Genomic DNA, 23,369 nt, shown 5'->3' on the forward strand with positions numbered 1-23,369 from the left:
CACTTCGGGGCTGCCGATGTCGGTCCGGGCGGTCCTGCCGCTTGGCGGGTACGGCTCCTGGCCCCAACGGTCGGTGCTCGGAAGCCCGTTGCCGCGTCGGCGCCGTTAGCCTGTCGGTATGTCAGAGCGTGCCATGCCCGGTCGCGCGGGCGGCCTGATCACCCTGGGTGCCGCGGACACTCTGTGGGTCGATCTGACGGCCGACAGCGCTGTGCCGACGGCTTCTGGGGCATTCACCCGCTCTCCTGCCCATGCCCGGGTGGGGTACGTCCTGCTCGGCGGGCATGTGGTGGCGACGGTGAGGGCGAGCGGTGGTCGGTGGAGTGTCCCGGAGAGTGAGGTGCGCCGGGCGGCCGCGGAACTGAACGCGGTGGGGATGGATCGGCAGGACCTGGTCCGCATCGGTCCGTTTCGTGGGGCGCCGACGCAGGAGTGCGACGAGGAGACGCCGCTACGTTGGCGCCGGCGCATCACGGGGGAACTGCGGGAGTTGGGCGGCCCCGAGCGGGCAGCACGACGTGACCTCGGCCGGCCGTACCATCTGGCGGGCATCGACTGGCGACAGCTGCTCGTGGAGCGGACCCGCGACGGGACGCAGCGGACGTGGTGGCTGCCGCGCGCCGTGGTCAGGCTGCTCGACGCGGCCGAGCACGCCGAAGCGCAGTGGGTGCAAGCGGCACGGACCCGCCGGGCAGGCGCCGCCGCCACCGAGCCGCCCTCCCACCCCCGACGGGCCCATGACGCCGACGGCCGGCGAGACGCCGACGGCCGGCAGACGGCGAGTCCCGAGGGCCCCACCGCCGCACCACGCCCGTACAACGCGGAGCTGGAAGGTCAGCTGTACTCGGTGCTCAGCAGGAAGCCCGGTACCTCCCGCAGGGTGGCCGGTTGGGCGTGCGCCGTCTGCCGCGACGCGCCCGCCGCAGTCCTCGACCACTGCCACGAACACGGCTACGTCCGCGCCCCCGTCTGCCAGTCCTGCAACACACTGGAACGTCCCGACCACCTGTACAGCAACGACATCCGGGTGGCGAACCGCTACACCCGCTTCTTCCACACCGGCACCGACGACTGGCTCCGCCACTGGCACCGCTGCCCCGGCTGCCGCGCCCGCACCACCCTGCCTCTGCCACACCTCGCCGCATGGACGGCCCACATAGCCTGCCGATCGCTGCGCCCGACCCACCGGGCCCCGCGCGGGCGCACGCCGTGCGGTGTCCTGCGCGTGTCCTGGACGGGCAGTCAGAACACGCCCCGTTCCTGCCTGCTCACGGTCGCCGTCGACTGCTGCCCCTCCGGCGAGCACCGTGTCCTGGCGCGAGTCCCCTACCGCGAAGCCGCCGAGCGGTTTCGCAGCTGGCTGGCCGAGACGGCCCCTGCCGTGGCCGCCGCGGCCGGTCCTGACCGCGTGGACGGCCTCCCCGCCCAGCCCCGGCCAGTCATCGCGGACACCAGTGGCGAGGGCCTGGCACTGTTCTGAGCGGGCACCGGGAGACCTGACATCCCCACGTCACCCCGGGGCCGGGGCGGTTCACGGTGCTTGCCCATGCGCTCGATGGCCTCAGGCTGCTGGCACTGGGTTGGCACTCGCGCGGGGACCGTTCGGACCTGAGAGAGCCCTCAGGACTTGGACGGCCGACTGCGGGATCTTCCCCTGGTTGCGCAGCAGGCCGGTGGTGCGGGTGACCGGTTTGGTGAAGTCCCGTCGCGTCCGACAGCGCGACGCTTCGCCTTACCCCAGCACAAGCGATTCGTCGCCGAAGTCGGCCACGAGCTTGAGCTTTCCGCCGAGGGCTTCGACGTAGGCGGCAAGCGTGTCGACCTCGGAGCGGCTGAGCGCACCCTTCTCGATGGCTGAGACGCGCCCCTGGGTGACGCCGAGGATCTTGGCCACCGCCGTCTGCGTCATGTGCTGGCGCTTGCGGACCTCGGCGAGGCGGTAAGCGCGCACTTCGGACAGGAGCGCGGCGGTGCCCTGTTCGATCTCCTTCTTCTCCTCCGGGGAGAAGTCGAACTCTTCCTTGAGGTCATCCCAGTCGACGGCGTTCGCAGTGCTCTGCTTCTTCACGCTCATGACTCCTCCCTGTACGCCGTGTACGCCTCTTCCGCTTCCTTGATCGCCGTCCGGTACCACCCGGACCAGTTGCCGGCCTTGTCGCCGCCGACCAGGATCACGGCGTTCCGCTCGGGATCGAACACGAACAACAATCTCACCTCGCTGGCTCCGGATGAGCCGGGCCGTAGCTCCTTGAGGTTCGGCACGGCCGAGCCGGTGATCCGGTCAACGAGAGGGCGCCCCAAGGCGGGGCCTTCGATCTGCAGAACGTTGAATGCCTGCGTGATCTGGATCAGCGTGCCCCTGTCGGTTTGACGGAGATGGTGCAACCAGCTTCTTGCTGGTTCCACCACGACAATCTTGAAGGGCATACCACTCTCATTTATTACCCCTGCATGATATCATGCAGGGGTAATAAATTGGAGGTCCTTGGTCGTGCAGTGCACGGCTCCCGGAACCGCGCTCTGGGAGCCGTCGTCCGTGCTCCGCCATCCCGACGGCCGGACGGGGGATACGGCAGCGCGCCTCGCAGGACGCCGCCCGAAGGCCTGTCTGTGGGAGCCGCTACCGGCCTTGTGGATCGTGGCCGGTCCGACAGTGTGGGCAGCGGCAGGGGGGCCAAGCGAGGGACACCGGCGGGAGTGTGCCCGTGCCGGGGGCGTACGCGGTCGGCTCCGCCACGCCGACCCGGCGCCCGTCGCCATCGAGGCGGTAAGTGCTGATGGTCATGCGGGACTTGTCCGGTTCGGGACGGGTTCCGGCGTTCACCGCTCACCCTCGACGTGTGGCAGGGGAGCGGGCAGCGCCGCATCGGCAGGAGACCGACGGCCCCGGGCCGGGGCATGTCGCGCGTCCGACGGCACGCCTCGTACACCGGGCCCGTGGGTCTAGGACGTCTGCGACGTTGCCAATATGCGCACCATATGGAACGTATCTAACGTCCTAGTCATGGAAATTGATCGCTTCGATCCGACGCCCATCTACAAACAGGTGGCGCGAGTTGTCCGCGCCAAGATCGAGTCCGGCGAACTCCGACCGAGGGACCCGATCCCGTCTGAGTCGAGGATGGTCGCTGACTATGGCGTTGCCAGGGACACCGCGCGTCAGGCCGTTGCGCTACTGCGCTCCGAAGGATGGGTGATCACGCTTCCGCAGAGAGGAACATTTGTTGCTGAGCAGCCGCCCGCCAGTGCGCCTGAGAGCAGCAGGTCCGCAGACTGACGTCCGGTGTACGGCCCGGCCCGCACTGGCGAGACCGTGGGGGAGGGGCCGACGTGGACCTCGGCGGGACGGCACTCGCCTGGTTCAGATGCGACTGCGGGCACACCAAGGCGGCAGTCGAGTGGAGTTCGCCCCAGGGCCCGGCAGGCTGCCTCGGTCAGCAGCGGGGGCTTGATGCCGTCCAGCGCCGGACCCGTGGCTGTCATGGCGAGATCACCGGGAGTGGGCGGTCGGCTGGCAGCCTCGGAGAGGACTTCCATCAGCAGGGTGGATAGGGGTGGGCGAGGCTTCCCGCCGGCGATCCGGGGTTGGACGCGGGTCGCTTCCGGGGTGAGCTGCTGGTGACGTTGGGCTTTGCCTGCCGCAGCGCCGTGGTGTGCTCGGCCCGTCGGCAGAGTGCTTGAGGCAGGCGCACAGACATTCCGGCAGGCCCCTGACGCAAAGGCGTCAGGGGCGCTGGCGTACAGGGCCCCGTGGAAGGCAAACGCGATCAGTGAGCCATCGCGCGGACAAGCATCGTGCCCGCGGCCATGCCCTCTGGCGGCTCAATCAGCGACACGGTTACGTCAGAGAAGCCGTGCCCCGTCAGGATGCGCCTCCACTCCTCCGGTGTACGGTCCTGCCGCAGCCCGGATCTGGCCGCCTGGGATCCCTGGCTGCCTGGAGGCAGGTGCGAGAACGCCAGGACTCCGCCCGCCGCCATTTGCGAGCGGATCAGCGGGACCAGGGTGTCCGGATCGACGAACCACACGGCACCGAAGATCGACAGCACGACATCGAATGTCTCGTCCGTCTGGCTCAGGAACTCAGTCGCCTCCGCTGCACGGAACTCAAGGCCTGGCAGGCTGCTCCATCGCTCCCGCGCAACCGTTTCACGGAGGGGAGCGACGTCCACCCCTAGACCTGTTGCGCCGAGCGTGACCAGGTGCGCGAGATTACTGCCACTCCCTGAGCCGAGTTCCAGCACCCGGCGTCCGGCCACGGGCCCCAGCACGTTCTCGTCCGGTCCGTGATCGGTGTACTGAGTCCAGTTCAGCCAGGTCGTCTCGCCCCTGGCGTTGACGGTCCTTCGTGGCTTGCTCTCGACCGCGTACCTGTCCCAGGACTCAGCCAATGACATGCGTGATCCTTCCCGGTGAGCGGGGCCCACGCCCAACGTACGGCAGCGGGCCCCAACTCACTCACGAGCGGCTGCTACTTGGGCGAATCGTGGCATCCGGCGTGGCACTGGTTGCAGTCGGCCGAGTCAGCCATGCCCCACAGGTCCGCGTCGATCTCGAACCCGGCCGCCTTGATGGCCTTGATCGTCTGCTCCAGAACGAGCGGGCCGCCGCCGCCCTTGCGGTCGTGCCCGTCCTGCTTCGCCTCGTCGTCGCTGACGCACTGGACACCGGCCGTCGATCCCGGGAGCTCCGGCACGTGGTGGATGTACCGGCCGAAGTGCCGGCTGGTGAAGTGGTGGTACGGGATCGAGTCGAGCATGAACGAGTGCCATGCCTCGTCCACCTGCTTGGACGGGCTCATGAGAAGGTCCGGGTTCTCGCCGCACGTGACCAGGTAGGCGATGGCCTGTCCGAACTTGGTCTCTGCGAGTTCGCGCGTGTTCTCCGGGTTGCGGAGGAGGAGGGCTACCTCCCGTTCCCACACGTCAGGTGTGACGTACGCCTTCGGGTCGCGGATCACTACTGCCGTACTCATGCTGGTTTGCCTCCACGTAGTTGGGGGTCCGTGGTGCTCAGGTCATGCCACCCGTGCGGATGGTCATGACGACCATGTTCCGGATCGGCCTTGCCCATTGCGGCGACGTTCGAGGCGTCTCTCGGGCGTCGTGTCGGCGTCACCCGGAGGGCGTCAAAGCGATGTCATTAGGGGTGTGGCATGGCTACCCTCGGATCATGACGACTACGGCCGAGCGTGCGCGAGTCCCCAACGACGTGCTGACCTCCGTACGCAAGTCGATGAACTTGAGCCAAGACGAGTTCGCCCGAGGTTTACGTGACGCAGGCGAGGCGTTGGGGGAACCGAACGACGCCTCCAAGCGACTCGTGCAACGCTGGGAGTCCGGGGAGACCAGGACATGCCGCCCGTTGTATGCGCGGGCACTGAAGCGGTTCACCGGGCGCGCCCCTGAGTCACTGGGGTTCGCCATTCCAATGGCACGCGTCCAATCAGACGGCACAGGAGGCCACGACATGCAAGCTGGGGAAGCCGGCACAGCGGATGCTGTCGCGAGCCTGGAACCAGAGCCAGAGTCGCAGAGTGACTACGCAGGGATCTGGCTGTCCCGGTACGAGTTCTACTCGTCCAGCCGTGACGAAACGTACGACTGCAAGCATCACATCGTGATCGTCCAGCATGGCAACCGGCTGACAGCACAGAGCCTGCCCGGTGCGTCAACCAACCCTGACAGCCCGTTGTCTCTGGACCTCACCGTTGATCGAAATGTAGTCACTGGTACGTGGATCGAGCAGACGGCTGCCGACGGGTACTACCAGGGCGCCCGGTATCACGGTGCGATTCAGCTACTCGTCGAGCCGACGGGCCGACGTATGGCGGGCAAGTGGGTCGGGTTCGGCAAGGACTTCGACGTGAACACGGGCCCGTGGGAGCTGCGCCTCCTCGACCGGTCGACTGGCCGCGCGAGCATCGAGCGGTATTCGACCACGCCGGAGTGAGAGATCGGGGCGCTCCCCTCACAGGACAACAGTCCAAGATCAGCCGTCTCGAATCCGGCCAGTCAGCACCACGCGTGGGGGACGTACGTATCCTCCTGGTCCTCTACCAGGTCGAGGACCCCGAACGACGGTCCCAGCTTGAGTACTTGGCGCGCCAGAGCAACAAGCGTGGGTGGCATGAGCCGCCCCAGCCCTCTTCGCGGTCGGGCGGGAGAGATGGGCGCGGTTCGTGCGGTTCTCGTCGGGCACTGAGCGGTGTGTGCCGCCCGCCGACTCCGGGATACGGGCAGGGCGGGCGGGACACCGCGTAGGCGCCGCCGAAGCCATCGGAGTTCGAGCCCCTCCACCTTGCGACGGTCACCTGACTGTGGCCGCACCTGTGGGAGGAGGCGTACGACGAAGTCAGCCTTGATGGCAGCGATCTTGAAGCTCGGAGATGACGGCTCTCTCGCGTGCGTTGACGTCACCATCCACAGCGGCCACCCGGTTGGCCACGTCGAGGAGGTCGCTCAGATCGCCTGACTCGGCGTCCAGGCGTCGCCACACCTCGGCGGGGTCGATGTCGACAAGGCGAGCGAGTTGCTCGTCGACGACCTGATGCTGCTCCCGGACCAGCCTCACCAGATGGCGCATCAACAGCGCCTCATCGTCGGCGATCTTGCGGTTCGCCCTGATGACGAGCCACGCGACCCACAACATTGACTCCGGGTGCCGAGTCCGCTTGCTCAGCCCTTCGGCAACTTCGATCACCCGAGCCTCGTTCCGGAAGACGGCTCGCGCGTGCCGCCCCGTGACCAGCGTGGTGTAGCGGTTCAACATCACCGCGAGAGGAACGCCGACCAGAGGGATACCGATCTTGATGACGTTCTTCTGCAGTAGGTGCTTCCCGACGACTGGGAGCGCCTTCGCGGCGTTGAGTACCTCTCCAGAGTAGAAGCGCTTGATCAGCGGCCGCACGACGGCCGGGACCGCCTTGGCCACACCTTCCCGGACCGCTTCCCCGCTCTTGATCGTGAAGGCTACTCGGATGAGCTTCCACATGTCATCGGGGTCGGACAGGTCGAGCGGGACCCGGTAGAGGACGGCGATGTCGTAGGCCAGGCGGAGCTGGAGCCGGGTGATGAACACGACGTCGACCATCAGGGTCGCGACGGCGGCTGGGACAGTCGCCGGCGAGGCACCGCCAAGGCTTCCGAGAGTGGCGATGACGGTCGCCGTGTAGGCCCCGGCGGAGAGACCGCCTTCGAGCGCGGCGTACCGGGCCGCCATCTTGATCCGCTGATCGACGATGGCATCCGGGGGTACGCCTTCATATCGCTCCTGGAAGTACTGCCAATCGACCTTTGCGGTGTAGGAACTCATGGCCTGAGCACAGAGCTTGGTGAACCAGTTGCCCGACTTGATGTCATCTGCGCTCAGGCCCTTGACGAACTCGCGTACTTCAGAACGCTCTTGCTCGACAGCCTCGTGGTCGGCACCGGTATCGGCGTCTCCATCACCAGCGTCGATCACAGCTTCGGTCATGGTGGGTTCTCCCAGGTTCGTATCCGTCGGAGCGGCGGTCTCTGTGGGGGCGATGTGTCGTGCGGAGGCGTGAGGCGGAGGCGTCACCGTAGTTCGGAGTGCCGACGCAGTGCCATGCGCCAGTGCATGAACAGGGCGTCGGGTGGGGGAGCGATCCGGTCCAGGTTGAAGAGGATCTGCAGGTAGAGCGGATGCGGTCGATCGCCTCCGTGCGCGGTGACCAGTGCGGAGAGTGGAGGTCTCTCGTCCGGTGTCTCGCGGTCCGCCTCGACCAGGACGGCGGTCTTGTCGTCGGGGTGGAGGGCCGCGAGGGGCGATCCGATCCGCAGGGCCAGTTCGCCCCATGTCGTTGTACGCCCTTCACGCGCGGCTTGCCGCAGTGCGACGCGGACGGCGACGGCATGGCCGCGTATCTGCGGCAGCGTGAGGCGGTCAGCCATCCGTTCCAGGTGCTGTCGCCAGCGCGCGATGTCGCGACGTTCCTCCGCCGCCAGATCGTCTCCGAGCTCTACGGCGAGTTCCTCGGCACTCCGGACCGCACGGCGCAACTGGTCCGGAAGGAGATCGTCTCCGTCTCGGTTGATCGTGTCGATGAGCGCTGACAGGCGCTCCCAGGTCTCGTACAACTCGTCGGCGCGCCGGTCCACCAGCCAGTCCGTATGGTCCCGCAGGGTCTCCTGGTCATCGGTCGACTGCGCTGCCCGTTCCGCCAGGAACAGGTTCTGTTCGAAGGTATCGAGGTCACCGGCCTGCCGTGCCTCCTGAGCCACGTCAAGCAGAGCGTCGAAGGCGGCGCGGCGTCGGGCGGCGACGGAATCGGTCCGCTTTCCTCCGACACGGCCCGGCGGCTCCCGGCGGGTTTCCGGACGGGGAAGCGATGGTGGGTTCGCCTGGCCGCTTCTGCAGTACGCCGCGTGGACGCGGCCACGCTCGCGGTTCCAGATGTCGAGCAACTTGGCGTCGGAGAACCCCTTCGTCCAGCCGAGTCCGTGCAGTATCTCTCCGAAAAACGGGGCTGGGCCGCCGTCGCGACCCTTGATGAGGGCTGACAGAACGGGCTTGCCGGGTGTCCAGGGCTGCTCGACCTGGAGGAGCAGGTCCCGCCACCGCGCTACGGAGAGTGTGTGGACGGGGAGGGACGCTCCCCTGCAGAGGGTTGCCATCGTCACGATGTTCTTGCTCCGCGCCGTGTTCTCCAGCGTCTTGCGGAAAGAGGTGACGAGGTCGGCGTCAGGGAGAGAGCGCTGTTCTTCGGGTGACGGATCGTGAGTGTCGGACGAGGGGGCGGCGCTGTCCGTGGTCCGGTCGGGAGTGTCGGTCTGGATGCGCTGCAGTGCACTGGCCTCGATCAGCCATGTGCCGTCACCGTCGAGGGAGAGAGTGGCGTCCATGGGCAGGTACGCGGACTGAGCGTCGGGTGCGTCCGCGTTGACAGGTAGCGCCAGGCGGGCGTTGACGCGAACGGACACATCGAACCAGAGGTGGGTGCCGGTGACGTGGGACAGCGTGGCATCGGTGATGAGGACCGAGGCCGGGGTGAGCGGCAGGCAGGACGGGGGAGTGTCGGCCTGTGTGGTGGCGGCATGACGCGGAACGATGCCGTCGGGTGTGTGGAGGAGACTCGGCGTGACGATGCCTTCACGTTCGAGTGTGCATTCCGAGAGGGAGGTCCAATCGACGGGCCGGTCCGGGAACTGGGTTCCGATCTCCACCTCGCGGGTCGCCCCGGCGGACCGGCACTGCACGCGGAGGGCGTACCCCTGCCGCTCGACCTGCCAGTTGGCGAGGAGGCTGTCCGGCCCGAACAGCCAGTCGAGTCCCGTGTACCTGGCTCGCAGCTCTGCGTCTGCTTCCTCCCACTCCCGCTTCGACCGCCGGGCGAGCTGGACGCGTATGAGCCGACGCCCGGCCTCGCACGACACGTCGACGACATCGCGGACCTGGTGCCCCTTGGGCCGGTATGCGGGCTGATCCGCCCGCTGCCTCTGCCGCTTCAGCCAGTCGGCGACGGCTCGCCCGATGTACAAGTGGTCGGCGCTGCTCTCGTCGCCCTCCGTACGACGGCAGTTGGCTGCATCGGACACGTGGGCGAAGTGGCACTTCCGGTCCCGGTACTGCTTGGGTGCCAGCTTCTTGCCGCATCCGCCGAGGAGCGTGCCGCAGAAGAAGGTGCGCTCAGGATGGTTTCGTATGAACGTGCCGAAGTCGTCGGCGTCCATGGGGAGAAACACCGGCAGGTCCGAGCCGACGTGTCCGAACACGGCGGTCTGAACCTTGCGGGTGTCTTCCTGTGAGAACGGCATGGGGGCTCCGGGCGGAACGGGGCGGGGGTGTGGCGAAGCGGTTAGGGGTGCGGCGGGTTGGTGGGCCGAGTAGTCCGGCCCACCAACCGATCGTCAGGCCGCCTTGGGGTGGCGGGGGCCGTGGCCCGGCAGCGGGGTGAGGGTGGAGGTGTAGTTCTCGCCCTCGACGAGCGGGGTCTCCAGGGTGAGGCCGGCGGTGGCCATGCGGTCGTACTCGGCCAGGACCAGGCGCTTGGTGCGGTATTCGCCGTACTTGGCGATCTCGTTGTTCTTGAGGCCGCCGTTCTCGGTCTGGAAGGACTCCAGGATGTAGTCCGCGTCCTCGGCGGAGACTCCGTAGAGGTGGAGGAAGTAGGCGTCCAGCTCTGCGCGGAGCTGGGCGCGGCGGTCCTCGTTCCAGATGAAGGGGGCGCTGGTGTCGCCGAGGTCTTCGGCCAGGGGCTGCATTTCCCAGGAGGTGTAGACGAGTTCCAGGGTTCGCGGAGTGATAGAGGGGGTGTGGCGGACCAAGTCGTCCGGGTGGGGGACAGGGAGCTGCTTCCAGGTCCTCAAGCCAGCATCAATCCCGGCGACCTTTTGGCGCGCCACATAGTCGAAGACCAGCGAGCTCTGGGCCGCCACGAGAGCGGCGCTCAGTTCGGCAGACACGTCAGGAAACATCAGGGGAAACGTGTTGCCCACCCCGACCCGGGGGATGAACGCTGGGATGGCGGTCCGCTCATCTGTTACGCGAGCCACCCGACGCCAACCCATCAGCCAGCCATGGCGCCACCCCAGATCGCTCAATCGCTCTGCGACACCGGCGACTTTGGTCCCCTTGCCGTTGCGGGTAGTTGCGATAAGTCCGGCGTCCTGGATCCACTGGCGCGGTTGCGCCACGCCGTAGGAGTCCTGCTTAACCGGCAGCGGCACGCGTTCGTAGTCGTCGTTGCCGAGACCGTAGTAGCTGTTCCAGCGATGATCAAATAGATGCGCCATCTTCGCGTCGTACAGCGGCAACATACGCTCACCGCCTCTTGCGAAGACGTTTCCCTCCAAGTGCCAGCCTTCTGATTCGAGTTGTGACTGCTCACGGAACAGGTCGGAGTCGTCCGTCAGGTTGATGAACTGCTTGAAAATGAGGCCCCAAGGGTTGCCCTTTACCTCCCTCTCGTGTACCAAAACCGGAATTCGGCGCTGGATGACCGTAGTGAGGTCGGCGTCCCGTCGCGTTCGGAACACTGGGAGGGTCCCGGTGTTCGGATTGATGAGGTTGATCTCGTCAGGCGATAGCGCGAACACGGAATTTCCGTCTGCGAGCTCGTCCGGGTGGCCAAGGAAGAATGCGAATCGTGCTGCCGACTCGGTCAGCCCTCGCCCTGTGAGAGAGACCAAAGCGAACTGGTAGCTGGCGTGCACGGCCGGGAAAAGCCTCTCCCGCTTGCCGTTCTCGAAGTCGTAGAGGTGTGCTACTGCGCCTCGTCGAGTCAAGTCCTGGAAGAGGAACTGTGCCCCCGCCCCCGTAGCAATCTGCGTGGGGACAACCGTGCCGCAGCGACCCATCGAGGAGGTAATGGAGACGAACCGCTCCGTGAACAGCTGATCTGTCTGGAGGGAGTTGACACCCTTGACCGCCAGCCCCTGCCGGAGCTGCGGGTAAGCCCCAGATGCACCAAGGAAGAGGAACGAAGACTTCACCCGGCGCCGTGCAGCGTGGTAGCGCGCAGCCTCCTCACGGTTCTCCGCTGCCCACTTGACGATCTCCGCGCGGCGCTTCTGCCCCGACAACTGGGCCAGCGACGGCTCGACAACACTGAAGTACTCCTGATCCTTGAAATCCACCTTGTCCCACGGCGGATTCCCCAACACGCAGTCAAAGCCCCCCGCCCACCCGGTCACCGGATCAACCCCAGCCTCCGACGGGTTGTCCGGCACCCGGAAGACCTCGGGAAACTCCAGATACCAGTGGAAGAACCGGTACTCCTGACTGAGCCGCACGATCTCCTTGTGCGTCTCCGGCAGCGCACCCCCGTCCTCCTCCGTCGACTGGAGCGAAAGAAACACCCGCTGGGTCACCGGCGACGGCGCGTCCCCCGTCTTCTCCCACATGAACGCGGCGCACCACGCATCCGCGATGTGCAGGGCGTTGAGATAGGCAGGGGACTCGGCCCACTCCTTGTAACGGTCCGCGAGCTTGCGGACCTGGCCGAGCTTCTCCGTCGGGGACGTGTCCAGAAGGTCCCGCAGCTCCGACGCGAAGGCCACGTTCGTCACGCTCACCGACTCGTCCAGCGCGGCGTCCAGCGTGACGATCCCCTGGTGTTCCTCCTTGTTGCGCTTCAGCCACTCCGTGGCGACCGACTTCTCGTCGCCCTCCACCACCTTGAACGCCTGCTCCGGAATACCGCCCCGAAGGAGCGCCGGCGTCGCTCCAATGAGCCCGTTGCCCCACTTGATGTGGGCGTCCAAGAAGCCCAGCGCCTTGCCCGGCTCCAACGCCTCCATCCACAGCGAGACCTTGGCCAGTTCCACAGCCATCGGGTTCAGGTCGACGCCGAAGACGCACCTCGCGATGACCTCGTGCAGAGCCTCCCGTACACGCTCCGCCGTAGGCTCCGGCGTACGCTCACGCACGGCCGCCACCCGCTTGGCGATACGGCGGGCCGCAGCGACCAGGAAGTGCCCGGAGCCACACGCCGGGTCGCACACGGTCAGCGACAGCAGCTCGGCGACCACGGTCTCCCGGCCGTCGACCTCCTTCGCCTCGGCGGCCTTCCGCTCGCCCCGCTGCTGTGCCGCGTCGATCACGGGGTCGAGCGTGGAGTCGAGGAGCACGTCGACCAGTGAACTCGGCGTGTAGTACGAGCCGGTTTTCTTGCGCTCGTTGCCCGCGCGGGGCACCAGCTTGAAGGCGTGGTCCACGCGTTCGGGGACAAGGTCGAGGAGGGACTCGTAGATCGCGCCGAGTTCCTCGGCGTCGAGCGTGCGGTAGTCGACGGACCGCCAGCGCTGCGCCTGCGTGTCGCGGACGACGGCGAGGTGCCGTATGGCAGCCATCAGGTGTGAGTTGGCCAGTGACAGACCCCGCAGCGGCACATCGGCCGGGGTGTCGTCGAACAGGCCGCCGAGGCCGGGGAGGCCGAGTTCAGGCAGGCCCTCCTCCTTGCTGAGGGCGTCCAGGACCAGGCACAGCGCCTCGTACCGGTCGGAGTGGGACGTGCCCTGTCGACGGCGGGACTGCTCGCGCAGCCGGGCCGTGGAGAAGTAGTCGGCGTACCGCTTGCGGGCGTCGGCCGGGGTCTCCGGGGGGTGCAGGGCGTCGCGGTCCTCGGCGACGAAGACGAAGAGCAGGCGATAGGCCAGGCGCAGCAGTGCCTTGTGGTACTCGTCGCGGTCGAGGTTCTCGCGCAGGGCGCTGTTGTCCTTGTGGGCGAGGAAGCCCGTGCCCAGCTCCTCGATGGCGAGCTGCACGCCCACGCTGATGTCGTCGAGGAAACGCGCGCCGAGACGGATCGCCGCGTCCCGCCACACCTCCAGCCAGCAGGTCCACTGCGTGCGGCCCTCGCGGCCCTCGAAGCGGGAGGCGTGGAGAAGGCGGTACAGGACCACGAACTCGCTGAACAGCTCGCCGTCGAAGATCGCCTCCAGGTCGAACTCGACGTACGCGGCGGTGGCCAGCGCGTTCGAGTCGCGGAGGAGGCGGAGTTGACGTCCGTTGGTGAGCAGGGCCCACAAATGGGGCTCGGTGCGGTTGAGGGCTTCCTGGAGGAGCGACTGGGGGGCCGGGGAGCCCGCGCCCTGGTGCTTGTCGAGCTTCACGTTCCACGCGGTCACGTGCACGAGGGTGTCGTCGCGGCGGTGGCTGACCGGGAACTTCTTGGTCTCGTCGTCAGCGGCCTTGATTCCCTCCGCGCCCACGGGCGTGAGGTGGCCGAAGCCGAGCGCCTCGAAGAGCGGCTCCACCCAGTTGGCGCGGGCGTACCCGGTGCTGTCGAGAGGGACCTCCTGCTCGGGCGCGGCGGGTAGCTTCACGCGCAGCTCGCGCCAGAGCGACTTGAGGTTGTCCCAGTGACGCTCGGCCTCGTCCCGCACCGAACGGGAGCCGGGGATGCGGTAGTCGGCGGGGGTGAGGCCCTTGAGGTCCTTGGTCGACTTGCCCTCGGAGATCCGTACCAGCATGTCGGCCGGGATCAGACCCCCGACCGTGTGGACGGCGGTGAACACCTGGTGGCGGGTGGTGGCGGACATCAGGCGGACGCTCCAGTGGCGGTGCCGGGGGCGGCGGGGGTGAGGGGCAGGTAGACGTACGCGCCGAGGACGTCGGCGTGCTCCTGGGCGGTGACGGACAGGCCTCGGACGATCTCGCCGGAGGCCTGGCGGACCCGGCGGTGCGAGGCGTCGAGTTCGGCCGCCAGCTCCTTGCCGTACGCGTCCACATGACCCTGGACGGCGGAAAGCCCGTTGATGAGGCGGGACATGGTGTTCTCGCTGTACTGCCGGTCCGTGCTGATGGCCGCCTTCGCGTCGAGCAGCGCTCGTGCCCGCTCCTGCGAGAGCCACTCCGCCTTCCTCGCGGGGCCCTCGAAGGCCAGCAGGCGGGCGTCCTCGGCGACCAGCTGCCGCTCCCCGCTGCGGGAGGGCAAGGTGAGGTGGAAGCGGTAGCGGACCAGGAGCAGGGTCGTCATCGTGGTGACCGCGTCCGTCGTCACCACGCCGCAGCGGCGGGCCGGGCGCGCCCCGTCCACCCGGGTGTCCAGGGCGGCGTTGAGGACGTGGGACGCGAGGGCGCCCACGACCGGGTCCGTGCGGACCAGGGCCGCCTCGCCGCGCGCGACCGCCGGGTCCGCGCGGAACGGGATCGGGAGGTCCTTCTTGATGACGTCCGCGCCGACGGTCGGCGCGAGGGCGTCCTGGAGGCCGATGGGCGTGCCGCCGACCTGGGCCGTGAAGTCCTCGCCGGCCTCGCGGAGCACCGCACCGAGGGCGCCGAGGGACTGCCGTACGAACGTGTCGATCTCGCCCGTGCCGCCCAGTGCCTCGCGGATCGAGGCGACCTCGCGGGCCACCTCCTGCGGACGTACGGACCGCTGGGCGAACCGGGAACGCGACGCCTTCTCGCGTTCGGCCGCGGAGTTCCAGTCGTTCTCCACCTTGGCCGCCACGTCCTCGAAGGCGTCGGAGCCGAAGAGGGTGTCCTGCTGTCCCTCACGGCCGCGCAGCAGCAGCCACTCGACGATCGCGTCCGTGACGCCCGTCGAGGTCTCGTCGGGCACGGAGACGGAGATGCCGAGGTCCTTCTTGATCTGGCGGTGCTTCTTGATGAGGACTTCGAGGACCTTGCCGTCGATGCCGTTGTCGTCGCCGTAGACCGTGATGACACGGACCTGGTCCTTGCGCTGGCCGTAGCGGTCGACACGGCCCTCGCGCTGGTCGTGGCGGGTCGGGTTCCAGGCGAGGTCGTAGTGGACGACGGCGTCGAAGTGATGCTGGAGGTTGACACCCTCGGAGAGGCAGTCGGTGGCGATCAGGACGCGGCGGGCGGCGGCGTCCTCACCGGCCTCCTCGGCGAGCTTCTCGATGCGCTCGATACGTTGCTGCGGGGAGAGCGTGCCGGTGACCGCCTTCACGACGGTCCGCGCGCCGAGCGGGCCGCGCTTGCCGGACTCCTTGTCGTTCTCCAGATGGTCGGCGAGGTACTCGGCCGTCGGGATGTAGCGGCAGAACACGATCGGGTTGTGACCGTCCGCGAGCAGTGCCTTGAGATGCTTGATGAGCGCCTTGAGCTTCAGATCCTGGGCCGGGCCCTCCAAGGCCTTCGCCCGGACGGCCAGCCGGCCCAGCGGAGAGTCGTCGTCCTCCGTCTCCGTGGTCTCCGCGCCCGGCGCGACGTCCATGCCCTCCATCGCGTCGCTGTCGGCCGCGTCGCTGTTGAGCGGCGCGCCGAGCTTGTCCGCCTCCTCGGCGGACGCGGCGATGGCCGCCGCCGAGCGGGTCCGCAGGGTCTGCGCGGCGGCGCGCGGCGACGACACGAGGGAGCGGAGCAGCGCGATCGCCGACCACCAGGCGATGCGCGCCTCGCGCTTGCCCTGCGTACCGGCCTCCTCGACGCGCTCGCTCGCGTAAGCGATCGCGTCGTCGAGCAGGGCCCGGTACTCGGGGGACAGCTTGTACTTCTCGTCCTTGAAGTAGCGGTCCGAGGGGAACGCGGTCCGCTCGGCGAGCGAGTCGTCCTCCAGCCCGTCCTCCGTGGTGAGGTACTGGCGGACATCCGCCCGCTTGCGCGCCACGAAGTGCTGCGCGAGCTGCTTCCGGCCCGCCTCCGACTCCAGGCTCACCCGGGCGAGTTCCGGCCTCACCAGGCCGAGGAGGTTACGGAACGCGGACTCCTTGCCACTGTGCGGCGTCGCCGTCACCAGGAGCAGATGCCGGGTCTCGTCCTCCGAGACGCGGCGCAGCAGCTCGTAGCGCAGCTGGTTCTGCGCGCTCGCCGACGTGTCGTCGGCGGCCACACATGTGTGTGCCTCGTCGACGATCACCAGGTCGGGGCAGTGCCGGACGAAGTCGTCGCGGTGGCGCGGGGACTTGATGAAGTCCGTCGAGATGATCACGTGCGGGTACTTGTCGAAGAGGGACTGGCCCAGGTCCAGGCCCCGTTCGAGACGGGTGACCGTGGAGGAGAGCACCAGCTCCGCGTCGATGCCGAACTTGGTGCGCAGCTCCTGCTGCCACTGCTCGGCCAGCGCGGGGGAGCAGAGCACGGCCAGGCCCGTCGCCTCGCCCTGTGCGAGAAGCTCCTTGGCGATCAGCCCGGCCTCGATGGTCTTGCCGATACCCACGTCGTCGGAGATCAGCATCCGCACCGTCTTCTGGCGCAGCGCCATCAGCAGCGGGACCAGCTGGTACGCGCGCGGCTCCACCGCGATACCGGCCAGCGAACGGAACGGGCCCGCGCCGGAGCGGAAGCCGACGCGCAGCGCCGTCCGCAGCAGACCCGCCGCGCGCTGGTCACCGAGGTCGGACGGCTCCGGCGGCGCGAACCGGGCCTCCTCCACCGGCTCGAACGGGAGCACGGCCGCGATGTCGTCGTCCGAGCCGCCCAAGGGCCGCAGGACCAGCAGATCGGGCTTGCTCTCGGGGAGTACCACCCATTCGCGGCCACGGGCCTTCACCAGGGCGCCGGCCGAATAGTTGAATGCCATGTCAGTCGTCAGTCCTTGCGAGGGGCGGGCGGTCAGGGGGCGGCCGGGGAGCCGAAGTAGCGGGAGTTGCGGGCGGCGATGGCGTCCCAGTCCTCGCCCAGCGGGAAGCGGACGACGTCCCAGCGGGCGCTGAACAGCCGGTCCTCGGCGTCCTCGTCCCGGGACGTGTCCTGCTCCCGGTCCGGGAAGTCCACGAACACGGCCACGTTCACGCCGGGCAGGCGGTAGACGAAGTCCGGTGTCGCCATCGCCTCGGTGAGGAACGAGCCGGTCTCGTCCGGCAGCCGCAGTCCGCGCGCCTTCGCCCAGCCCAGGAAGTCACCCTGGGCCGCCAACTCGGCGGCGGACACCTCGACCGGCGTCGGGTCGGCGGCGGGGGACCGGTCGAGCAGTCGCCGGTACTGCTCCGAGCGGGACTCGCCGCGCGACTCCTTCCGGGCGGTCGCGGACGCGAGCCGCACCAGCAGGTCCCGCACCGAGTGCCGGTTGATGAGCGTGTGGTTGAGCTGGTTGCCGTACGTCAGCAGACACTCGTAGCAGCCGAGCGCGCAGGCCCGGCCAGGACGGTGCTGCTCGCCGCCCTCGTCCGTGCCGTCCTCGCCGAAGTGGCAGATCTCCAGGGCGCGTCGCGCCGCCTTCGCCAGGGCGTCGCCCTCCGCCTGGAGCCGACGCAGCACGCCCGCACCGCCCTCGGCCGCCTCCGTGAACAGGATGCGCCGACGGGGGCCGTCGTCCGGCGGCAGCAGCTCGCTGGACAGCTCGGCGTCCTCCAGCTCGAACGCCGCCTCGATCCCCCGCTCCAGGGCGTACATCAAGGACAGGGCGACCGGCTCGGGGAGCGCCTCGTCGAGGGTGACGACGAGGATGTTGCGGCGGTCCTCCACGTAGGGGATCACTCGCTTCTTGCGGCGCCGTTCATGGCCGTCCGGGTCGATCACCGGCAGCTCGCTGGAGTCGCCTGACGCCTCCGCCGCGTCCTTGTCGTTCATCCAGCGGCCGTCCGCGAGGTCCAGCCAGTAGCCCGCCGGCTCGTTGCTCTTGGCCCGGACCCGGCCGGTGTTGGTGATGCGCACGGTGGCCGAATCGCCGTACGTGATCTTGGCGAGCGGGGCGCCGGAAGCGTCGGTCACGTCGGCGTTGAGGCGGCCCTTGCGGGTGCCGTGGTCGTGGAAGCGGTACGACGTCTCCAGCTTGAAGCCGGCCCGACGGCGCTCCTCCTCGTCGGAGGAGATCCGCTCCCGGCGCGTCGTGTACACGGTGTGCAGGTGCAGCAGACCGTATGTGGCCTGGCCCAACTGCTCCCCGCAGAAACCGCAGACGTCCTCCAGCTCCTCCGGGGCGTGGTGGTAGCCGCAGTTCGCGCAGCGCCGCGCCTCACCGGTCGTCAGGTCGCCCGAGGCGTCCGGCGGCAGCTGGATACGGGTCACCTGGTAGCGGGCGCCCTCGTGGTAGATCAGAGCACCCGGGCCGAACTCACGGATCGCGAGGAAGCGAGGTCGCTGGAGGTAGTCGCCGTCTCCGCGCCGCCGTCCGATCGTGGGGATGTAGGCGGCGAGCGGCAGTCGCGGAAAGCTGTATCCGGGCAGGAAACCCTCGGATGCCAGATAGCGGTACGGGGTGAAGTCGGAGAGGACCGACTTGCTGTCGACGCTCTCGTTCATCAGCAGGTTCAGCTGCGTCTCCGCCTCGCGGCGCCGGGAGTTGGCGCGGATGCGGTCGCCCTCGGTGAGGCTGTAGTCGAGGCGGCGCTTGTTCTGGATGTACTGGTCGTAGAGCGCGGCACGGAACAGCTGCCGCCAACGGTCGAAGGCCCGGTCGAAGCGCTCCGCCACCGTCCGTACGCGATCCTGGATCCAGTCGTCGTGCCACCACGTGGTCTCGCTGAAGTCCCTGAACAGCGGGCCGAGGACGCGCAGCGCCGCGTCGACCGTGCGACGCCCGGCGCTCTCGTCGAGGGACGCCGCGAGAATGTCCGGCAGCAGCTCCAGCGCGGGGTTCGGCCGCTCGCCGGTGTCCGGATACGACACGTCGAGCACCTGCGGGATGGACTGGCCGAGCTTCAGGCCGGCTTCCGCGATCCAGATGCCCTGGAGGTGGGACAGCACCAGGTCCTCGTTGGCGAGGTCGAGGCGCGGCGGGACGACCGCGCCCGCGACCATGCGGTCCGAACGGCGGAAGTAGTACTGGTCATGGCTGTTGCCGGTCGCGCAGTAGGTGGTCACCAGCGCGGGCTGACCGCTACGGCCCGCGCGGCCCGAGCGCTGTGCGTAGTTGGCCGGAGTCGGTGGCACGTTGCGCATCATCACCGCGTTCAGCGAGGAGATGTCGACGCCCAGTTCCATCGTGGGGGAGCAGTAGAGCAGCTTCAACTCCGCCTTGCGGAACGCCTCCTCGCGCTCCTGCCGGTCCTCCGGCGAGACCTGCGCGGTGTGCTCACGCGCGAACAGACCGGACAGGGTGCCGGCCGCGTCCCGGTACAGATCACGGAAGAACGTGTTGACGCGCGGACCGTCGCCGCTCTGGTACGTGCGTGTCAGCGGATCGTGCGTCCCGGTCTCACCCCGGCCCGCGCGCCAGACGAGGGACTGCGCGGCGACCCGGTAACCGGTCGCGGCCGGGGCGGAGGACCTGCGGTACCGGCCCGCGCGCTGAGGGGCCTCCATGACCTCCTTCACCAACCCCGCCTTGGCCAGGACCTTCAGCAACTGCTCGATGACCAGCTGGAGATCGGCCGGGTCGAGCCTACGATACGTCGCGTCCGCGCGCCGCAGGTACTTGCCGAACTTGCCGCGCGCCGACAGGAACAGGGCCGAGCGGTCCATACCGGGCCTGGACGGATGCGGATAGGCGGTGCCGACCTTGGGCTTGTCGGCGGCCGTCAGCACCCACGGGTCGATCAGCCGTTCCTCGCTCGCCCGCTGCAGCGCGTCGAAGTCGTCACGGAAGTACGACACGTCGATGGCCAGCGAGCGGCGCATCTCGTTGAGCAGCGCCTTCGTGACCTCGGCCCGCAGCACCGGGTCGGCGTCCCGCAGCGCCTCGTGGGTGCCGGCCCACCGGTCCTGCTTGGCCGCCACCCAGTCGAGGTCCTCATAGCCGATCTCCAGCAGACCCGTCTGCTCCAGGTTCGGCATGGTGATGCGCCAGCCGCGCTCCAGGTCGAGATAGAGCCGGAACGCGATCACGTCGCGGAGTGTCCTGGCGGCGTTGCGGGCGAGCGAGGGCGGCAGATCGCTCTCGCCGGTGTAGTCGGCCGGGTCGATCGCGAGGGCGTTCGTCACCGCCGAGGCCAGCTCCTCGTGCTGCAGGCCGTCCTCGCCCGCGTCCAGCGCCGCCCGGTACAGCGCGCCGCGCAACTGGGTGATCTGCACGAAGTCGTTGAAGTGGCCGGCCTGGAGAGAAGCGTCCTGCCGGTTGTCGACGAACGTGAGGAGCTTGCGCGCCTCCTTGTCCAGCACCTCCTCCGGCACCGACTTCAGCGACTTCACCACCGAGGCCGAGATCAGTGAGGTCGCCGAGGACCGGCCCTCCTGGTCCAGCGTCGCCAGCTTCGCGAAGTCCCGGCCGCGCGTCTGCTCGTACGCCACTCCGCAGTGCAGGCAGAACAGGAAGGGGGAGGGGATGAACGCGGCCTGGAGTTCGCCGCGACCCTCGTGGCCCAGCGGGTCGACGGTGACGGCGCGCGGCACCCGGTCGCGGTAGGACTTCTTCAGGACCTCCTGGCCTTTGTCGTCCAACTCCAGCCAGGATTCCGGCAGTCGACGGTCGTCGACCGCGTACTGAACGTTGGACGGCCAGGCACGCTCGTGGTCGATGTACAGATAGCCGTCGCCCTGCCGTCCGCCCGTCGCGGAGGTGTCCCGGCGCGCCTCGTACCGGAACTCGCCGTCCTTCTCGGTCCGCCACACCGTCAGGTACTCCTGGCCGCACTCGCGGCAGAAGGCCAGCGGCATCAGCAACTTGCCGCCGCTGCCCGGCATTTCGAGCTGGTACGAGCGCGTGAGGTGGCGGGAGAGCTTGTCCTCCAGGGTGACGTACACGGTGTCGCCCTTGGAGAGGAACTGGTGCAGCCGGAAAGCGAACAGCGGCCGTTCGGTCACGGGATGCAGCGCCTGCGAACCGGCTTCGAGGGTGGCGCGGATCGCGGCGTCGCACTGGTCCTCACGGACACCGGACTGCTCGTGCAACTCCTTCGCCGCGTCCTCGATCCTGGCCGGGGCCCTGCGTACCAGGCTGCCCGTGGCCTCGTCCTCCTTGAGACCGAAGCGGGTCTCGATCCAGCGGGCCAGCGGGTCCCGGACGAGATCGTCGTACGCCCGCGGTGCCGTGGGAGAGTTGAGGCGCTCGGCGGGCACCGTGTCCGGGGGTTCCCCGGTCGCGCGGACCAGGGTCTCGCCTATGACATGCTCGGGGCTGACCGTCGTGCCGAAGAGGGTGCTCGCCACGTCGGCGACGACCTTCTTCTGGTCCTCCAAGGTGCCTTCCGTCGACATGGTGGCCGATGTGCCGATGCACTGCAGATCCACGGCCTGGCAGGCCTCGCGCACGCGGCGGATCAGAAGAGCCACGTCGGCGCCCTGGCGGCCACGGTAGGTGTGCAGTTCGTCGAAGACCAGGAACTCAAGGCCCCGCGCCATCCTGATGAGGCTCGCCCGGTCGGCGGGGCGGGTCAGCATCAGTTCCAGCATCACGTAGTTGGTGAGCAGGATGTCCGGCGGGTTGTCGCGGATCTCCTTGCGCCTCTCGTCGTCCTCCTGCCCTGTGTACCGGGCGAAGGTCACCGGCTCGCGGCCCGCTCCGTAGCCGTCGCGCAGGTACTTCTCCAGCTCCTTGAGCTGGCTGTTGGCGAGGGCGTTCATCGGGTAGACGATGATCGCCCGGACCCGCTTGGGAGCCTTGGGGCCTTCGGCCTCCCGCCGGCGCAGCACCTTGTCGACGACCGGGACGATGTAGGCGAGCGACTTGCCGGAGCCGGTGCCGGTCGTCAGTACGTACGACGCGCCGGACGCGGCCGCGTCGATGGCCTCGCGCTGGTGCCGGTGGAGGGTGAGAGGGCGGCCGTCGGGGACGGTTCCCCCCTCGGTCTTCCTCGCCTGGAAGATGCGGGCGCACTCCTCGTGCAGGACCTTCTGCTGGGCGAGCTCGACGACGGTGCCACCGCTCTGGAAGAACGGGTTCAGCGACACCCACGGGTTCGGCCACTGCGACTTCTTGTCGAGGTCTTCCTCCACGAACGCGGCGATGCGGTCGTCACGGACGACGGTGCCACCCTCGGTGAAGGAGCGGTAGTCCTTGATCAGCGCGCGATGCACGCCGAAGACGTCCATTCCGGAGGCGGCGAGGGCGACCGGAGCGGGCTTCGGAACGACTGCCTCGGGGACGGGGACGCCTGTGGTGGGGGCGGCGCGCAGTGGAACGGTGGGGTCCAGGGCGCTCCAGTGCGGCAGTCGTACGGAGGCCTCGTCCGCCGTGGCCAGCGGCAGGAGCGCGTCGCGCACCGCGACGGCGTCCGCCGGCCGGGCCGCCGGGTCCTTGGCGAGCAATCGGTGGACGAGACGCGCGAGCTCGCTGGGGACACCGCCGCGGATACCGGCGACGGGCGCGGGGTCCTGCCTGGTGTGCTTGTCCGCGAGCTCGAACGGGGACTCGCTCGTGAAGGGGGGAACGCCGACCAGCATCTCGTACAGCACACAACCCAGCGCGTAGAGATCAGCGGCCTGGGTGACCTGCTTGGCCTCGAACTGTTCCGGAGCCATGTAGCGGGCGGTCCCGACACTGACCCCGGTGCTGGTCAGCCGTGTCTCGTCGGGGTCGTCGACGATGCGGCCCATGCCGAAGTCGAGGACCTTGACCGTGCCGCCCTGGGTCAGCATGAGGTTGGCGGGCTTCAGATCACGGTGGACGACACCCGCGGTGTGCGCGGCTGCCAGACCCGCGGCTACCTGCGCGCCGATGGCCGCGGCCCAGGAGATCGGGAGCTGCGGCTCCTCCTCGATGAGGTCGCGCAGGGTCTCGCCGTCCAGAAGCTCCATGGCGAGGTAGGGAAGGCCGCCGTGGTCCTCGGCGACTCCGCCCGCGACGAGCCGGGTGAGGTTGGGATGGTGCAGGCGGCGCATGATGCGTACCTCGCGCGCGAAGCGCTGTACCGCCTTGGGGTCGGCGCTGGTGTCGATCTGAAGGCCGGTACGGCGGCGAAGGATGGTCTTGAGCGCGACCACGCGCCCGCGTGACCCCGCGAGAGCGTTCACATCCTCGGCCCGGTGGACCTCGCCCATGTTGCCCTTGCCGATGACGCGCCCGATACGGAATCTGCCGTCGACCAGCTCGTGGCTCACGCCCCGCTCCTCTGTCCCTGTTTCCACGGGTTGTCGCCGTTCCGAAACGGAATGCGCCCCCTGACCTGACTGTGCCA

The 23,369-nt window shown here is 68.6% G+C and carries 12 protein-coding genes; 3 read left to right on the plus strand and 9 right to left on the minus strand.

Annotated features, from left to right (window positions below; genetic code table 11):
• The first annotated feature begins 118 nt into the window (after window positions 1-118).
• Window positions 119-1,480, plus strand: coding sequence for an endonuclease domain-containing protein (locus L3078_RS38225; protein ID WP_239758682.1), 1,362 nt, complete (start codon window positions 119-121; stop codon window positions 1,478-1,480).
• A 252-nt stretch (window positions 1,481-1,732) separates the two neighbouring features.
• On the opposite strand, the gene L3078_RS38230 is transcribed toward L3078_RS38225, so the two are convergent.
• Entirely contained in the window at window positions 1,733-2,074 is a 342-nt protein-coding gene (locus L3078_RS38230; RefSeq protein WP_239758684.1) for an XRE family transcriptional regulator, read from the minus strand.
• On the minus strand, window positions 2,071-2,427 hold the full coding sequence (locus L3078_RS38235) for a type II toxin-antitoxin system RelE/ParE family toxin (RefSeq protein ID WP_239758685.1): 357 nt from the start codon (window positions 2,425-2,427) through the stop codon (window positions 2,071-2,073). The genes L3078_RS38230 and L3078_RS38235 overlap by 4 nt, the downstream gene beginning before the upstream one ends.
• Window positions 2,428-3,004: 577 nt before the next feature.
• On the opposite strand from L3078_RS38235, the gene L3078_RS38240 reads away from it, so the two are divergent.
• Complete coding sequence (locus L3078_RS38240) at window positions 3,005-3,277, plus strand: GntR family transcriptional regulator (protein ID WP_239758687.1); 273 nt, start codon at window positions 3,005-3,007, stop codon at window positions 3,275-3,277.
• A 490-nt stretch (window positions 3,278-3,767) separates the two neighbouring features.
• Here the strand turns inward: L3078_RS38240 and L3078_RS38245 are convergent, their stop codons facing one another.
• Window positions 3,768-4,397: a class I SAM-dependent methyltransferase gene (locus L3078_RS38245; RefSeq protein WP_239758688.1), complete on the minus strand. Its 630-nt coding sequence runs from the start codon at window positions 4,395-4,397 to the stop codon at window positions 3,768-3,770.
• Between the two features lie 74 nt (window positions 4,398-4,471).
• Entirely contained in the window at window positions 4,472-4,975 is a 504-nt protein-coding gene (locus tag L3078_RS38250) for a glycine-rich domain-containing protein (RefSeq protein WP_239758690.1), read from the minus strand.
• Between the two features lie 197 nt (window positions 4,976-5,172).
• Between L3078_RS38250 and L3078_RS38255 the strand changes: the two genes are divergently transcribed.
• Complete coding sequence (locus L3078_RS38255) at window positions 5,173-5,952, plus strand: helix-turn-helix domain-containing protein (RefSeq protein ID WP_239758692.1); 780 nt, start codon at window positions 5,173-5,175, stop codon at window positions 5,950-5,952.
• 402 nt (window positions 5,953-6,354) lie between these two features.
• Here the strand turns inward: L3078_RS38255 and L3078_RS38260 are convergent, their stop codons facing one another.
• The 5 genes from L3078_RS38260 to L3078_RS38280 all read right to left on the minus strand — a co-directional run bounded on the left by L3078_RS38260 (window position 6,355) and on the right by L3078_RS38280 (window position 23,292).
• A complete protein-coding gene (locus tag L3078_RS38260) occupies window positions 6,355-7,476 on the minus strand; it encodes a hypothetical protein (RefSeq protein ID WP_239758693.1) in 1,122 nt (373 codons plus the stop codon).
• 83 nt (window positions 7,477-7,559) lie between these two features.
• Complete coding sequence (locus tag L3078_RS38265) at window positions 7,560-9,779, minus strand: competence protein CoiA family protein (protein WP_239758694.1); 2,220 nt, start codon at window positions 9,777-9,779, stop codon at window positions 7,560-7,562.
• A 93-nt stretch (window positions 9,780-9,872) separates the two neighbouring features.
• Window positions 9,873-14,006 (minus strand): Eco57I restriction-modification methylase domain-containing protein, encoded by a 4,134-nt coding sequence (locus L3078_RS38270; RefSeq protein ID WP_239758695.1) that lies wholly within the window; start codon window positions 14,004-14,006, stop codon window positions 9,873-9,875.
• Window positions 14,006-16,957: a helicase-related protein gene (locus L3078_RS38275; RefSeq protein WP_239758697.1), complete on the minus strand. Its 2,952-nt coding sequence runs from the start codon at window positions 16,955-16,957 to the stop codon at window positions 14,006-14,008. Before L3078_RS38275 ends, L3078_RS38270 begins: the two co-directional genes overlap by 1 nt.
• Window positions 16,958-16,989: 32 nt before the next feature.
• Window positions 16,990-23,292, minus strand: a complete 6,303-nt coding sequence (locus L3078_RS38280; RefSeq protein WP_239758699.1) for a protein kinase domain-containing protein — start codon at window positions 23,290-23,292, stop codon at window positions 16,990-16,992.
• Between the last annotated feature and the right edge of the window lie 77 nt (window positions 23,293-23,369).

The organism is Streptomyces deccanensis (assembly GCF_022385335.1).
GTDB lineage: Bacteria > Actinomycetota > Actinomycetes > Streptomycetales > Streptomycetaceae > Streptomyces > Streptomyces deccanensis.